General features: G+C 62.4%; 11 protein-coding genes. 4 read left to right on the top strand and 7 right to left on the bottom strand.

What is annotated here, in order from left to right; translation table 11 throughout:
* Positions 1-58: 58 nt before the first annotated feature.
* Positions 59-1,468: a type I glutamate--ammonia ligase gene (glnA, locus tag AC0NIH_RS22260; RefSeq protein WP_023768587.1), complete on the bottom strand. Its 1,410-nt coding sequence runs from the start codon at positions 1,466-1,468 to the stop codon at positions 59-61.
* A gap of 73 nt (positions 1,469-1,541) precedes the next feature.
* Positions 1,542-1,880: a P-II family nitrogen regulator gene (locus tag AC0NIH_RS22255; RefSeq protein ID WP_006205430.1), complete on the bottom strand. Its 339-nt coding sequence runs from the start codon at positions 1,878-1,880 to the stop codon at positions 1,542-1,544.
* Positions 1,881-2,238: 358 nt separating this feature from the next.
* Between AC0NIH_RS22255 and AC0NIH_RS22250 the strand changes: the two genes are divergently transcribed.
* On the top strand, positions 2,239-3,777 hold the full coding sequence (locus AC0NIH_RS22250) for an NAD(P)H-hydrate dehydratase (RefSeq protein WP_473464472.1): 1,539 nt from the start codon (positions 2,239-2,241) through the stop codon (positions 3,775-3,777).
* A 105-nt stretch (positions 3,778-3,882) separates the two neighbouring features.
* Here the strand turns inward: AC0NIH_RS22250 and AC0NIH_RS22245 are convergent, their stop codons facing one another.
* Together AC0NIH_RS22245 and AC0NIH_RS22240 are read right to left on the bottom strand one after the other, a co-directional pair.
* A complete protein-coding gene (locus tag AC0NIH_RS22245; protein WP_473464474.1) occupies positions 3,883-4,953 on the bottom strand; it encodes a M48 family metallopeptidase in 1,071 nt (356 codons plus the stop codon).
* A gap of 5 nt (positions 4,954-4,958) precedes the next feature.
* Complete coding sequence (locus tag AC0NIH_RS22240) at positions 4,959-6,491, bottom strand: acyl-CoA carboxylase subunit beta (protein WP_473464477.1); 1,533 nt, start codon at positions 6,489-6,491, stop codon at positions 4,959-4,961.
* A gap of 409 nt (positions 6,492-6,900) precedes the next feature.
* Here AC0NIH_RS22240 and AC0NIH_RS22235 point away from each other — a divergent pair, with 409 nt between their 5' ends.
* Complete coding sequence (locus AC0NIH_RS22235; RefSeq protein WP_473464479.1) at positions 6,901-8,334, top strand: DEAD/DEAH box helicase; 1,434 nt, start codon at positions 6,901-6,903, stop codon at positions 8,332-8,334.
* 107 nt (positions 8,335-8,441) lie between these two features.
* Here AC0NIH_RS22235 and AC0NIH_RS22230 read toward each other — a convergent pair whose 3' ends face one another.
* Together AC0NIH_RS22230 and AC0NIH_RS22225 are read right to left on the bottom strand one after the other, a co-directional pair.
* Positions 8,442-9,416, bottom strand: coding sequence for an alpha/beta hydrolase (locus AC0NIH_RS22230; RefSeq protein ID WP_473464482.1), 975 nt, complete (start codon positions 9,414-9,416; stop codon positions 8,442-8,444).
* A gap of 92 nt (positions 9,417-9,508) precedes the next feature.
* Positions 9,509-10,333, bottom strand: coding sequence for an SDR family oxidoreductase (locus AC0NIH_RS22225; RefSeq protein WP_287269087.1), 825 nt, complete (start codon positions 10,331-10,333; stop codon positions 9,509-9,511).
* 225 nt (positions 10,334-10,558) lie between these two features.
* Here AC0NIH_RS22225 and AC0NIH_RS22220 point away from each other — a divergent pair, with 225 nt between their 5' ends.
* Positions 10,559-11,593, top strand: coding sequence for a cysteine synthase A (locus tag AC0NIH_RS22220; protein ID WP_473464486.1), 1,035 nt, complete (start codon positions 10,559-10,561; stop codon positions 11,591-11,593).
* Positions 11,593-12,336 carry an alanyl-tRNA editing protein gene (locus AC0NIH_RS22215; protein ID WP_473464855.1) on the top strand — a complete coding sequence of 248 codons (744 nt, stop codon included), beginning with the start codon at positions 11,593-11,595 and terminating at the stop codon, positions 12,334-12,336. The genes AC0NIH_RS22220 and AC0NIH_RS22215 overlap by 1 nt, the downstream gene beginning before the upstream one ends.
* A 51-nt stretch (positions 12,337-12,387) precedes the next feature.
* Here AC0NIH_RS22215 and AC0NIH_RS22210 read toward each other — a convergent pair whose 3' ends face one another.
* Positions 12,388-13,230, bottom strand: a complete 843-nt coding sequence (locus AC0NIH_RS22210) for an alpha/beta fold hydrolase (protein ID WP_473464488.1) — start codon at positions 13,228-13,230, stop codon at positions 12,388-12,390.
* Positions 13,231-13,289: the final 59 nt, after the last annotated feature.

The raw sequence follows: 13,289 nt of genomic DNA, 5'->3' as shown, positions 1-13,289 counted from the left end.
AAAAAGCCCTTGAAGGCGGAAATCCTTCAAGGGCTTTGCAGGATTATGCGAACGAGATTTAGACCGAGTAGTACATGTCGTATTCGACCGGATGCGGGGTCATTTCGAAGCGCATCACCTCGGCCATTTTCAGCTCGATGTAGCTGTCGATCTGGTCGTCGTCGAAGACGCCGCCGGCCTTCAGGAAGCCGCGGTCCTTGTCGAGGCTCTGCAGGGCTTCACGCAGCGATCCGCAGACGGTCGGGATCTTCTTCAGTTCCTTCGGTGGCAGGTCGTAGAGATCCTTGTCCATCGGCTGGCCGGGATGGATCTTGTTCTTGATGCCGTCGAGACCGGCCATCAGCATGGCGGCGAAAGCGAGGTAGGGGTTCGCGCCCGGATCGGGGAAGCGGACCTCGACGCGCTTGGACTTCGGCGACGAGCCGAACGGGATGCGGCATGACGCCGAGCGGTTGCGCGCCGAATAGGCGAGCAACACCGGCGCTTCGTAGCCCGGCACCAGACGCTTGTAGGAATTGGTCAGCGGGTTGGTGAAGGCATTGATCGCCTTGGCGTGCTTGATGATGCCGCCAATGTAGAACAGGCAGCTTTCCGAAAGACCGGCGTACTCGTTGCCGGCGAAGGTCGGCTTGCCGCCCTTCCAGATCGACTGGTGGACGTGCATGCCCGAGCCATTGTCGCCGAAGATCGGCTTCGGCATGAAGGTGGCCGTCTTGCCGTAGGCGTTGGCGACCTGGTGCACGACATATTTGTAGATCAGCATCTTGTCGGCGTTGCGGACCAGCGTGTCGAACTTGATGCCGAGTTCGTGCTGGGCGGCCGCGACCTCATGGTGATGCTTCTCGACGCGCACGCCCATTTCGGCGAGCACGGTCAGCATTTCCGAGCGCATGTCCTGAGCGCTGTCGATCGGCGGCACCGGGAAATAGCCGCCCTTGATGCGCGGGCGGTGGCCAAGGTTGCCGGTCTCGTAGTCGGTGTCGTCGTTCGACGGCAGTTCGGTGGAATCGAGCTTGAAGCCTGTGTTGTAGGGGTCGGCCTTGTACTTGACGTCGTCGAACACGAAGAACTCGGCTTCCGGGCCGACATAGATGGTGTCGCCGATGCCTTCCGACTTCATGTAGGCCTCGGCCTTCTTGGCCGTGCCGCGCGGGTCGCGATTGTACGATTCGCCCGAGACCGGATCGAGGATGTCGCACAGGATGACCATGGTCGACTGCGCGAAGAACGGATCCATGTGGACCGTGTCCGCATCGGGCATCAGCACCATGTCGGACTCGTTGATGGCTTTCCAGCCGGCAATCGAGGAGCCGTCGAACATCACGCCATCGGCGAACATGTCTTCCTCGACCTCGATGACATCCATCGTCACGTGTTGCAGCTTGCCCTTCGGGTCGGTGAAGCGCAGGTCAACGAATTTCACGTCGTTGTCCTTGATCTGCTTCATGATGTCTTTGGCTGTCGTCATGTCATGTATCCCTGTTTGATGACGTTTTTTGATGATGACGTTTTTTGATGGTGACGTTGGGAAGGTGGTCGCGTCAGACGGCGTCCATGCCGGTTTCGCCGGTGCGGATGCGCACGACTTCCTCGATGTTGGAGACGAAGATCTTGCCGTCGCCGATACGGCCTGTCTGGGCCGCCTTGCGGATAGCCTCGATCGCGCCTTCGACGGCGTCGTCGCCGAGCACGACCTCGATCTTCACCTTGGGCAGGAAGTCGACGACATATTCGGCGCCGCGGTAGAGTTCGGTGTGGCCTTTCTGGCGCCCGAAGCCCTTGGCCTCGGTCACGGTGATGCCTTGCAGTCCGGCCTCCTGAAGCGCTTCCTTCACTTCGTCCAGCTTGAATGGCTTGATGATCGCTTCGATCTTTTTCATGTAAAAAGTGGCCTCCACTGCCAAAAAAACGGGTTGTGAGCCCCCGCTTGCGCCTCCATCAAGCACGAACTGTGCCAATCCGAGGGATTCGAAGCGGTCTCATGCGATTTCGAAGCCGCACCGCGCCGGGATGCAAATTCGCGTCATTCGCTGTACCGGATGCGGCACCGGCTTCCGGAACCTACACAGTGCCATCCGTCGTCGCAGCACAATAATTAGGCATGTCGCCCATCGCGTGGGCAATTTTTGCCTGTGATGCCTCTCATCCGAACATTATGGCTGCCCTCGCGCCACCTCCTCCTTGTTTGCTTCGGATCGAAAAGTGGACAATGCTTGATCGAATGCGGATCGGCAATCCATGAGCGATGAACTTCTTACTCCCGCCGAAATGGCCGAAGCGGACCGGCTGACGATCGCCGCCGGCCCAGCCGACGGCATCGGCCTGATGCGTCGTGCCGGCGAGGCCGTCGCGGCCGAGGTTTTCAAGCGCCATCCGGCAGCGGTGCACGTCCACGTGCTGTGCGGTCCAGGCAACAATGGCGGCGATGGCTATGTCGTCGCTCGCATCCTGACCGGCAGCGGCGTCGCCACGACGGTCTGGGCATCCGGCGCACCGAGGCCGAGAAGCGACGCGGCACTCGCAGCCGCGGAGTGCCCGATCAAGCCTCGGCCGCTATCCGGCTTCAAAGCCGAGCCCGGCTCGATCGTGGTCGACGCGCTGTACGGGGCAGGGCTGTCCAAGCCGCTGTCCGGCGATGAAGCCAGGGCGATCGATATTGCCACCGACATGCGTTTGCCCGTTATCGCCGTCGACCTGCCATCGGGCGTGTCCGGCGACAGCGGCAAGGTGCTCGGCAAGGCATTTGCCGCCGAAATCACCGTGACCTTCGCGCGCAGGAAGCCCGGCCATCTGCTCCTGCCTGGCCGGGAGCGATGCGGCGAGGTCGTGCTTGCCGATATCGGCATTGGCGACGATATCATCGCACGGCTCCGGCCCCGGACGTTCGAGAACACACCGGCGCTTTGGTTGCGTGGTTTTCCCGTGCCGGCCGTCGATGCGCATAAATACAAGCGCGGCCATGTCGGCGTCTTCTCCGGCGGCCCAAGCGCCACCGGCGCGGCGCGCCTGTCGGCATTGGCCGCTGCGAGGAGCGGGGCGGGGGCTGTGACCGTGCTGTCGCCGGGCAACGCCATGCAGGTCAATGCGGCCCATCTGACCTCGATCATGCTTAGCAAGGCCGATGACGTCGCCGACATCGAAGAATTTGTCGGCGAACGCCGGCCGTCGGCCTTTGTCCTCGGGCCCGGCTTTGGCGTCGGTCAGAAAACGCGGACCTTCGGGCTCGCGCTGCTTGCCTCCGGCCAAAAACAGGATGCTCCCGCCCAGGTCGATGGTCTTGTCTTTGACGCAGATGCGATCACCTCCTTTCGCGACGCGCCGGATGTCTTGTTCGAAGCCGCGCGCCGGCAAAACGCGCCGGCCTTGGTGATGACGCCGCATGACGGGGAGTTCGCCAGGCTGTTTCCGGACATCGCCGGCGACGATGCAACGTCCAAGCTCGACAAGGCGCGTGCGGCAGCCGCCAATGCCAATGCGGTCATCATCTACAAGGGTGCCGACACGGTGATCGCAGCGCCCGATGGCAGGGCGGCGATCAATGCCAACGGTGCGGCCTGGCTTGCCACCGCGGGGTCGGGCGACGTGCTGTCGGGCATATCAGCCGGTCTGCTGGCACAAGGCATGCCGGCGTTCGAGGCGGCCTGCGCGGCGGTGTGGATCCATGCCGAGGCCGGCAGCCGCCTCGGGCCAGGGCTGATTGCCGAGGATCTGCCGCAGGCGATGGTGACGGTGCTGCGCGAACTGGTCAAAGCACGCCAGAAGGCGCCCATCAGATGAACCGTTCCGCGCTCGCCGTTGCGGCCATCGCGCTATTCGCCGCAAGGCGTGCGCGCCACAGGTCCTTGACGGTTTGCGGCGGTTGAATTTTCGGGTGCCGCTGGTTCACCGCTGGAGATAGTCCGCCATCTTAGCAGTCCATGTAGCGTCGAATTCCGCAATATGCTGGTCGGCTGCGCTTGAAGTTACCTGCGTCGAGAGGGCGGTTACCTCTATTGGGTCCAGGTCAGGTGGCTCCGAGTAGCCAAGCGCCGCCAGTCTTTGCGCCCACGAAGGGTGGGTGGACTTTTCATCATCCGGACTTTTCCATGCCTTGCGAGCACAGGCATTCAGGCAAGCGGGTTCCCGCAACTGCCCAGCCGCCTCCAAGAGGCGATCGAGTGGCGGTCGCGGGGGACGCAGTGCTCCCCTCAACTCATGCTGCAAAGGATCATAGACCGCTTCTTTGAAATGCACGTCTGCCGCGGCGACAAGCAAAAGCGCTCGAGCGGCCTGCTCGGCATCTCCGGAGGACGCTGCATGCCGATCCGCCTTGATCTCGGCTTCGCGCGAAAGCCGGATTTCTTCCCGTTCGAACGATCCCGATAGCCAGCCGATCGCGGTGTGGAGTAGGCTGCCTGTAATCGTGGTGCCCGGAGGAGCATACTCGAAGACGAATCCAAAACCGTTCTCGAATTCTGCGAGATTAAGACCACCATTGGTGTCCTTGTTGCGGACATGCGCATCCTCATGGGCGAGGATCGCGGTAAGCGTCGTTTCATCGGTCACGGCAAGCAGAGGGATCCCGACGGTCAGAAACAGCCGGTTACCGAGCAGGCCGAGAAGCGTGCGCTCTTCCCTAACTGAAGCGTTAAGGTTGTTCTCCAACGAGATGACGGTGCGCGCCGCACGACGCGGTCCGGCAACGGTTCGCCAAAGCGCCCACAGGCCAGGCGCCTCTGCTTCGCTGACGCCTTTAGTCTTACTGCGCCGGAAGCCGGCAAACAACGTGCCGAACAGGAATGCCAAAGCAGTGGTCGCGATTGGCATAGCAACAAATCCACTGGTGATGAGCCAGATCGGATGGCTGTCGAGCAGGGACATCCAGGCGCAAAAGATGATGGCGGCAGGGACAATGTAAAACAGGACGGCGAACCTGCCAAACCGTCGCCCGGCGGCGATGATCATTCGCGACATGGGAGTCATAACGGTATGTTGTCGTGCTTCTTCCAGGGGTTTTGCATGTCCTTGTTGCGCAGCATCCGCAGCGCCCGCGCAATGCGGCGGCGGGTCGAGTGCGGCATGATCACCTCGTCGACATAGCCGCGCTCGGCGGCGACGAAAGGTGACAGGAAGCGATCCTCGTAAGCCTTTGTATGGGCAGCAATCTTTTCCGCGTCGCCGATGTCCTTGCGGTAGATGATCTCGACCGCGCCCCTGGCACCCATGACCGCGATCTGCGCCGTCGGCCAGGCATAATTCATGTCGCCGCGCAGGTGTTTGGACGCCATCACGTCATAGGCGCCGCCATAGGCTTTGCGGGTGATGACGGTGATTTTCGGTACGGTCGCTTCGGCGTAGGCGAACAGGAGTTTCGCGCCATGCTTGATCAGCCCGCCATACTCCTGCGCCGTACCCGGTAGGAAACCCGGAACATCGACGAAGGTGACGATCGGGGTCGAAAAACAGTCGCAGAATCGCACGAAACGTGCCGCCTTGCGGCTGGCATCGGAATCCAGAACGCCGGCCAGCACCATCGGCTGGTTGGCGACGAAGCCGACCGTGCGCCCCTCGATGCGTCCGAACCCGGTGACGATGTTCTTGGCGAAGCTCTGCTGGATCTCGAAGAAGTCGCCCTCGTCGGCGACCTTCAGGATCAATTCCTTGATGTCGTAAGGCTTGTTGGCGTTGTCGGGGATCAGCCGGTCGAGCGACAAATCGTGGTCGGTGACCGACTGGTAGCATTCGATCTCGGGGAGTTCCGATGTGTTGGAGGCCGGCAAGAGGTCGACCAGCCGGCGCATCTGCAGGAGCGCCTCGACGTCGTTGTCATAGGCGCCGTCGGCGATCGAGGATTTCGTCGTGTGGACCGAGGCGCCGCCGAGGCTCTCGGCGGTAACCGTCTCGTTGGTGACGGTCTTCACCACGTCCGGCCCCGTGACGAACATGTAGGAGGTGTCGCGCACCATGAAGATGAAGTCGGTCATGGCAGGCGAGTAGACGTCGCCGCCGGCGCACGGACCCATGATGACGGAAATCTGCGGAATGACGCCGGAAGCCAGCACGTTGCGCTGGAAGATCTCGGCATAGCCGCCAAGGGCCGCCACGCCTTCCTGGATGCGCGCGCCGCCGGCGTCGTAAAGGCCGATGATCGGCGCGCGGTTGCGCAGCGCCATCTCCTGCACCTTGATGACCTTCTCGGCATGGGCTTCCGACAGCGAGCCGCCGAACACCGTGAAGTCCTTGGCGAAGAGATAGACCGGGCGGCCGTTGACCGTGCCCCAGCCAGTGACGACGCCGTCGCCGGCGATCTTGGTCTTCTCCATGCCGAAATCGGTCGAGCGGTGCTCGACATACATGTCGAACTCCTCGAACGAACCTTCGTCGAGGAAGACCTCGATGCGTTCGCGCGCGGTGAGCTTGCCCTTCTTGTGCTGCGCATCGATGCGGGCCTGGCCACCGCCCATGCGGGCGATGTCGCGCCGCCGCTCGAGTTCCTTCAGCACGTCCTTCATCGCTTGGTCCCCAAAATGGAAGCTGCATTTGTGGTAATGATGCCCGCCGGGGAGCGCAAGCATAGGCTTTTGGTCAGTTCTTGCTGCGTTGCAACATGACACCCCTTGCATTCCGGGGCGAACTCAGCCATATGCAGCCCATAGGCGCTTGGGCCGGGAGATTCCGGCCTTCTCGACAAATGAGACTGGTTGCGTCTGTTTTCCCTCTTTCCGGTATATCGGCCCTCTTTCCGGTACATCACAAAGCGGCGAAAAAGCCCCGTGGCATGACGCCTGCGGGCACGACAGCGCAGCCGAGTGGACGTTACCGTCCGCCCGCCTTGTCGTTTCACATCGAATTTTTCGACGGCAGGTTGCGCCCTGCCGCCATTGACGTTTGCGGCCAGAGGCCGCGTGAAAGAAGATTATTTTGACCAACGAAAACACATTGTCCGGTAAGGACACCGGGCCCGACACTGCGGAACTCTCTGGTTTCGCAGCGCTGGGAATTACGGGTGCGCTGCTCAAGGCCACCCACAATGCCGGCTTCACCGAACCGAAGCCGATCCAGATGCAGGCGATCCCGCCGCAGCTGGAAGGCCGCGATATATTCGGCATCGCCCAGACCGGCTCCGGCAAGACCGCTGCCTTTGCGCTGCCGATCCTGTCCAAGATCATCGCGCTCGGCACCAAGCGGCGCGCCAAGACGACCCGGGCGCTGATCCTTGCGCCGACCCGCGAACTCGCGGTTCAGATCGAGGACACCATCAAGATCCTCGCCAAGGGCGCGCATGTCTCGACGGCACTCGTGCTGGGCGGCGTCTCGCGTTTCAGCCAGGTGAAGAAGGTTGCGCCCGGCGTCGACATCCTGATCGCCACACCCGGCCGGTTGACCGACCTGGTGCGCGAGGGCGACCTCATCCTCTCCGACACCAAATGGCTGGTGCTCGACGAGGGCGACCGCATGCTCGACATGGGCTTCATCAACGACGTCAAGCGCATCGCCAAGGCGACCGCGCCTGACCGCCAGACGGCGCTGTTTTCGGCCACCATGCCGGATGAGATCGCCGAACTGGCCAAGGGGCTTCTGAAGAACCCTGTGCGTATCGAAGTCTCGCCGCAAAGCACCGCGGCCGCCGAGATCGTGCAGGGCGTCGTGTTTGCCCGCACCAAGCAGAAGCGCCAGGTGCTGTCGACGATGCTCGCCGACGCGGCAATGAAGTCCGTCATCATCTTTTCGCGCACAAAGCATGGTGCCGACCGGGTGACCAAGGATCTCGAGCGCGATGGCTTCAAGGCCGCCGTCATCCATGGCAACAAGTCGCAGAACGCCCGTCAGAAGGCATTGAACGATTTTCGCGATGGATCGGTGCGCATCCTCGTTGCGACCGACATCGCGGCGCGCGGCATCGATGTTCCCGGCATCAGCCATGTCGTGAATTTCGACCTGCCGGACGAGGCTGAAAGCTACGTCCACCGCATCGGCCGCACCGGCCGCAACGGCATGGACGGCATTGCCATCACGCTTTGCGATCCGTCTGAAAACAGCAAGCTGCGCCAGGTCGAGCGCATCATCCGCACCAAGCTGCCTATCGTTGCCGACCATCTCGGCAGCCCCGATCCGCAGCGCAATCCGGCTGAAAGGAACGAGCGCTTCGAGCCCGCTAATGACCGCAACGACCGCAATGGCCGTCGCGACGGCAGGCGTCCAGGCGGCGAGAACAAGGGCAATGGCTTCGGCAAGAAGCGCTTCGGCGACAAGCCGGCCTTCGCCGGTGAACGCAAGCCGGAAGGCGCCAAGCCCTTCAAGGGCAACAACAAGCGCCGCTTCGGCGGCAAGCGTCCGGCGGCGCGGGCTGCCTAAACAGGCCGCCTCAGCCGAACCTTTGCATGATCGGCTGACCAGCCAGCGACAGAAAAAAGGGCGACCGCGGTGATCTCGCGGTCGCCTTTTGTGTCTGGACAATCAGCTTACTTGACCACCGCTTCGAGCCAGACGGCGATCCTTTGCGCGAGGAAGGCCGTGGTCGACGGCGACAGCGCGTCGCCGGCGATGACATGGTTGTCCGGATCGCCGGTGTCGTCGACCGGCACCAATTCGTGCGGCGCGCCCCATCGCCCGGCAATTTCGCGGGTGCGGTCGGGCCGCACCACCTTGTCCGAGTCCGAAAAGATGAACAGCGCCGGGATGGTCGCTTTCTCGACCAGTGCGCCAAAGGCAAGTTCCGTCAGCGCTTGCATCGGCAGCGTTGCGGCGATCGGATATTTGGTGGTCCAGAATCTCTGGTGCAGGGCGTTGCGCGGGGCGAAGCTGCGTTCCTTGCCCGCGACGAGTTCGGCGATCTGTTTGCCCCATGGCAGGGTAAGCATCTCGGCGCCGGATGCTTTCACGCCGAAATTGGGCGAGATGAATGCAATGGCCGCGACCCCGTCCGATGCTCCCGGCTGCGTTGCCGCCCACACCGCCAGCGAGCCGCCCGTCGAGGTGGCGATGACGACCACCTTGTCGCCGATCGCCCGGCCGATGGCGAGCGCCTCCTCATAGTCGTTGATCCAGGCGTTGACGCTGCCTTGTGTCATCGCCGCGCCGTCCTGCCCGTGACCGGTGAGGCGGGTGTAGAACAGGTTGGCGTCGAGCTGATCGGCCACATCGTCGGGCACGGGGCGAACCTCGCCCTTCGATGCGGAGAAGCCGTGGATGTAGACGATCGACAGCGGCGTCTTGGCATGCACCATCGGGTTGGCCCAGACGATCTCTTTCTCCAGCCCATCGCGTATGCCCGGTATGGCTGCTTCTGTCCTGGCCACATAGGCTTGCGGATCGTCACCGATGACGGAAGGATCGAAGCGGATCGTGGTGTCGATGGGAACGCGTGGGCCAAGGAGGAAGATCAATGGAAGGACGGCGATCAGGCCCAGCACGGCAAGCACGATCCGTCGCCCCATAGCAGACTCCACGCAACAACAATGACCCTATGGCGATGGCCGTGAACAGGCAACGGCCGTTCAGGCAGCCAAACCATCAATCCTGTGGGCATCTATTCCTTGGGCGGCGGCTTGCGCTCGTAATGCAGCGGCCGCGCCTTCCAGCTGGTCGTCAGGCTGATCACCCACCGGGTGATCGGCCTCGGCAGCAGGGCGAGAAATTTCAGCGGCCAGCTCGTCCGATACGGGAAGGTAACTTCGAAGCCACCGGATTTGATGCCCCGTACCATGCGGCGCGTCGCGCGGTTGACAGGCATCAGGCCCGGCATCGGCAGCATGTTCTTCTCGGTCAGCGGCGTGTCGACGAAGCCCGGATTGATGACCTGGACGCGAATGTTCATCTTGTCGAAATCATATTTCAGCGACTCGGCCAGGATGTTGATCGCCGCCTTGGTGCCGCCATAGGCGGCCGTGGTCGGCCAGCCGAAATAGGCGGTGACGGAGCCGACCAGCACGACATGGCCGCGCGCCCTGATCCGCATGTAGTCGAGCACCGGCACCAGCCCATTGATGATGCCGAAATAGTTGACCTCGAAGGAACGGCGAAAGTCGCGGACGACGAGCGCCTCTCCGGGCGTGGAGATGTAGTTTCCGGCATTGAAGATGGCGAGCACGATGGGGCCGAGTTCCTTCTCGATCGCGGCAACCGTTCTTGCCATGCGCGGCTCATCGGTGACATCGCAAGGAAAGGCCGTGACGCTGCCGGGCATCTGCGCGGTCTCGACTATGAGCGTGTCGATCGGATCGTCGTCGAGCGCCGTCACCGCCACGGCGTAGCCCTGGGACGCCAGATCCCTGGCCAGCGAACGGCCTATGCCGCTGCTGCCGCCGGTGACCCAGGCGACGCCGTGTTTCGGATCGGCCCGATAGAGTGTCATGCTGCGCCCTGTCGAGTTGTTGCCGTCTTGCTCTAGCGGCGAAGAAATCGAATGGAAAGAGTGCTTTTCGACGTCGGATGTAAATGAACTGTGCGATACCGATCCGGACTTGAGGGCGTCCATGCACAACAGTGCTGGAAATGCGACTGGACCAGGCGAATTCTTGCCTTGAAACCGAGGCTTGGGGTTTCTAGGGTTTCGGCGCACGCACATAAGGAATCCTGAATGCCCCGTTCTGTGATCGACGCGATCGGCAACACGCCTCTGATCCGCCTCAACAAAGCCTCCGAGGAAACCGGATGCGAGATCCTGGGCAAGGCCGAATTCATGAATCCGGGGCAGTCGGTCAAGGATCGCGCCGGCCTGTTCATCATCCGCGATGCCGAACAGCGTGGCTTGCTGAAGCCGGGCGGCGTCATCGTCGAGGGGACGGCCGGCAATACGGGCATCGGGCTGACGCTGGTCGCCAAGGCGCTGGGATACCGCACCGTCATCGTCATTCCCGACACCCAGAGCCAGGAAAAGAAGGATACGATCAGGCTGCTCGGCGCCGAGCTGATCGAGGTCCCGGCCGTGCCCTACAAGAACCCAAACAACTACGTGAAACTGTCGGGACGGCTGGCCGAGCAGATGGCCAGGACCGAGCCGAATGGCGCTATCTGGGCCAACCAGTTCGACAATGTAGCCAATCGCGACGGCCATATCCGCACCACGGCGCAGGAGATCTGGGCACAGACCGGCGGCAAGGTCGACGGTTTCGTCTCTGCAGTGGGTTCTGGCGGAACGCTGGCGGGTGTCGCGTCCGGGCTGAAGGGCAAAAACAAGGACGTGAAGATCGCGCTCGCCGATCCGCTGGGGGCTGCGCTCTACAGTTTCTATACCAGCGGCGAGCTGAAATCCGAGGGCAGTTCGATCACCGAAGGCATCGGGCAGGGGCGCATCACCGCCAATCTCGACGGGTTCACGCCGGACTTCTCGTTCCAGATCAAGGACGAGGACGCGCTGCCGATCGTCTTCGACCTGATCCAGGAGGAAGGCCTGTGCGTGGGCGGCTCCACCGGCATCAACATCGCCGGCGCGATGCGGCTGGCCAGGGAACTGGGTCCCGGCCACACCATCGTGACCATTCTTTGCGACTACGGGACGCGCTACCAGTCGAAACTATTCAACCCGCAATTTTTGCGCGAGAAAAACCTGCCAATTCCGGGCTGGATGGAGCTGCAGAGCAAGATTTCGGTGCCTTTCGAAAAGGTCGCATGATGGCGTACAGGACGGAAGCGCTGTTTCGCGACGACGCCTACCTGAAGACGGCGGATGCCACGGTGATTGCCGTCAACGATCGTGGCGGCATCATTTTCGACCGCACCATCTTCTATGCCACCTCTGGCGGCCAGCCGGGAGACTCCGGTGCATTGGAGCGCGCGGACGGCGACCGCATCGAAATTGCCGCAACCATCACCGGCGAGACCAAGGACGAGATCATCCATGTGCCGGCACCTGAACAGGCGGCCTTGGCGGTCGGCGAGAAGGTGAAACTCGCCATCGACTGGGAGCGGCGGCATCTCCTGATGCGCATGCACGCGGCCTGCCATCTGCTGACCGTCGTCTGCCCGTTCCCGATCACGGGCGCTTCCGTTTCCGAGGACGACAGCCGTGTCGATTTCGACATTCCGGACGCCAGCTTCACCAGGGAAGAGGTGACCGCTGGCTTGATGGACCTGGTGCGCGCCGATCACCCGATCTTCACCAGGCTGATCAGCGACGAGGAACTGGCCGCCAATCCGGGCCTGGTGAAGTCCAAGAACGTCAGGCCCCCGGTGGGCACCGGCAAGATCCGCCTGGTCTGCATCGGCGAAAATGCTTCCGTGGACAGCCAGCCCTGCGGCGGCACGCATGTGAAGAGCACCGGCGAAGTCGGCGAAATCCACATCGGCAAGATCGAGAAGAAGGGCCGTGAAAACCGGCGCTTCCGCATCCGCTTCGGCCCGATGCCGGCGAACTGAAGTCAGATCGCGGTCGGCCTTGTACAATTCTTCGCGCGGTCGTGAGACACCTCACGCAAGATGGCGGAAACCGGAAAGCGGTCTCTCCACCCAGGCTTCAATCTGCTCGGTGACGAACTTGGCTGCCTGATGGTGGATGAAGTGACCGGCGCCGGGCAGAGCCACCAGCGAGGTCACATTGTCGACCTCACGAAAGGTGCCATCGAAAGCGCTGACCGGAACATAGGGATCGTCGGTGCCAAACAGGATCAGGGTCGGCGCCTTGACGAGTGGCAGTTGCCCCAGGCTAGGCACCTTGCCGAGCGGAATGTTAGCCCTGTAATAGCCAAGCATTGCTTCCGGACTGGATCGCCGCAGCGAGGCCGTCAGCGCCTGCCTGTCCTGCGGATCGGCGACCCAGGTTGCGAGTTCGTCGATGTTCAGCATCTGGGCTGCGCCGGGCACCTGAAAACCGCGTATGTAAGCGATCATCTCCGCGTTGGACGGATCGGCAATGGCGTTCAGATGATTGCGCGGGTGCGGCGTCGACAGCAGGACGAGATGGCGCACGACCTGCGGCGCGCGTATAGCCAGCCACCATGCAATGATGCCGCCCCAGTCGTGGCCGACAATGGCGGTTTGGGTCAGCTTTTCCGCCGCGAGAACGGCCAGCACATCGTTGACCAGGTTCGTCAGCACATAGTTGCCGTAGCCCTGCGGCGCATCGCTTTGCCCAAAGCCCCGCAGATCGGGCGCGATCACACGGTAGCGGCCGCAAAGCGCCTCCAATTGTCGGCGCCAACCCATCCCGTGATCCGGAAAGCCGTGCAGAAACACAATCGGCGGGCCTGAGCCCGCCGCCGTGTAGTGCAATCTGACATTGCCGTTGATGGCAACTCTGGATTCGAACGCCACTTCCTGTTCCGTCAATTGCAATCCATTCGACGCAGTAGTCCGAGCCAGGAGGCTCGAAT

This window comes from Mesorhizobium sp. WSM1386, from assembly GCF_055901595.1.
This window is presented reverse-complemented; position numbering and strand designations above follow the sequence as displayed.

Excerpts from the sequence above, each read along its gene's own strand:
- AC0NIH_RS22240 (WP_473464477.1), bottom strand. The coding sequence starts at position 6,491 with ATGAAGGACGTGCTGAAGGAACTCGAGCGGCGGCGCGACATCGCCCGC.
- AC0NIH_RS22255 (WP_006205430.1), bottom strand. The coding sequence starts at position 1,880 with ATGAAAAAGATCGAAGCGATCATCAAGCCATTCAAGCTGGACGAAGTG.
- AC0NIH_RS22225 (WP_287269087.1), bottom strand. The coding sequence starts at position 10,333 with ATGACACTCTATCGGGCCGATCCGAAACACGGCGTCGCCTGGGTCACC.
- AC0NIH_RS22245 (WP_473464474.1), bottom strand. The coding sequence starts at position 4,953 with ATGTCGCGAATGATCATCGCCGCCGGGCGACGGTTTGGCAGGTTCGCC.
- glnA (WP_023768587.1), bottom strand. The coding sequence starts at position 1,468 with ATGACGACAGCCAAAGACATCATGAAGCAGATCAAGGACAACGACGTG.
- AC0NIH_RS22250 (WP_473464472.1), top strand. The coding sequence starts at position 2,239 with ATGAGCGATGAACTTCTTACTCCCGCCGAAATGGCCGAAGCGGACCGG.
- AC0NIH_RS22215 (WP_473464855.1), top strand. The coding sequence starts at position 11,593 with ATGGCGTACAGGACGGAAGCGCTGTTTCGCGACGACGCCTACCTGAAG.
- AC0NIH_RS22220 (WP_473464486.1), top strand. The coding sequence starts at position 10,559 with ATGCCCCGTTCTGTGATCGACGCGATCGGCAACACGCCTCTGATCCGC.
- AC0NIH_RS22230 (WP_473464482.1), bottom strand. The coding sequence starts at position 9,416 with ATGGGGCGACGGATCGTGCTTGCCGTGCTGGGCCTGATCGCCGTCCTT.